Annotated in this window: 1 protein-coding gene; it reads right to left on the reverse strand. The window is 56.6% G+C overall.

The window, feature by feature from the left end; translation table 11 throughout:
- Positions 1-134: 134 nt before the first annotated feature.
- On the reverse strand, positions 135-962 hold the full coding sequence (locus QQJ84_RS09375) for an IS5 family transposase (protein WP_284257902.1): 828 nt from the start codon (positions 960-962) through the stop codon (positions 135-137).
- Positions 963-1,059 lie beyond the last annotated feature (97 nt).

Genomic DNA, 1,059 nt, shown 5'->3' on the forward strand with positions numbered 1-1,059 from the left:
GGCCACACCGAATCATATAAAATCGCGTCGGATCAATAGGATGGGTACTTCAACAAATTACCCTGGCATTTACTTTACGGCGACCCTTGCTTGTGCTATACAGTGTAGGAACCTGACTCTGAGTGGTAGTGCGCCTAACCTTTTCGTGTGATTTTTCTTGTGAGCAGGCGAATATGGGCGAGCAGGAGCCATGCGGTAGCACTGGCGATTGTTGCTTCGAAATCTTTGGCGAGGCGGCGGCACCGGCCGAGCCAGGCGAAGGTTCTCTCGACAACCAAACGGCGGGGCGGGAGTTCAAATCCTTCTGCTGTGTCGGAGTTTTTTACGATTTGGGTGGTCCATTTCCCGATCTTTTTGAGGCGTCCTTGCAGTTTAGGTCCGGCATAGCCGCCATCGGCGAAAACATGCCTCAGCAAAGGATATTTCTTGCGAATGGATTTGAGCACGCCGGGCGCACCATCGCGATCTTGAAAATTGGCGGGGTGGATAACAAGCCCGACGAGGTTCCCGAGCGTATCGGTGACGATATGCCGTTTGCGCCCCTTGATCTTCTTACCCGCCTCGAACCCGCGCGGCCCGTCCGCCTCGGTCGTTTTCACTGACTGGCTGTCCATCACGCCCGCGGTTGGCGATGCCGTGCGTCCGGCCAGCTCCCGCGCCTGCGCGACCAGCGCCTGGTTGATGCGTACCAGAGTGCCATCACGGCTGAAATGGTAAAAATATGCCTGCACCGTCGTGAAGGGCGCGAATTCCCTGGGCAGTTGCCGCCATTGGCAGCCAGTGGATAGAATGTAGAGAATCGCTTCAACAATCACGCGCAGCGAGACAGAGCGCGGCCGCCCCAACCGCGCCGGTGCTGGCATGAACGGCACGATCAAAGCCCATTCGGCATCAGTGAGATTGCTTGCATAGCGCAAGCCGGCCCGGCAGTATCGCCGTCGAGCGGTTTCAGTCCAAGTCATCGTGATTCCGTCAGTTGTTGCAAACCAACAGAATCATGCGTGGACGGCCCGTTGAGTTCAAGTGGGAATTTGCAAGATTTGATGGCGGTTCGAAAGC

Origin of the sequence: Acidocella aquatica (genome assembly GCF_030160635.1) — a bacterium.
GTDB lineage: Bacteria > Pseudomonadota > Alphaproteobacteria > Acetobacterales > Acetobacteraceae > Acidocella > Acidocella aquatica.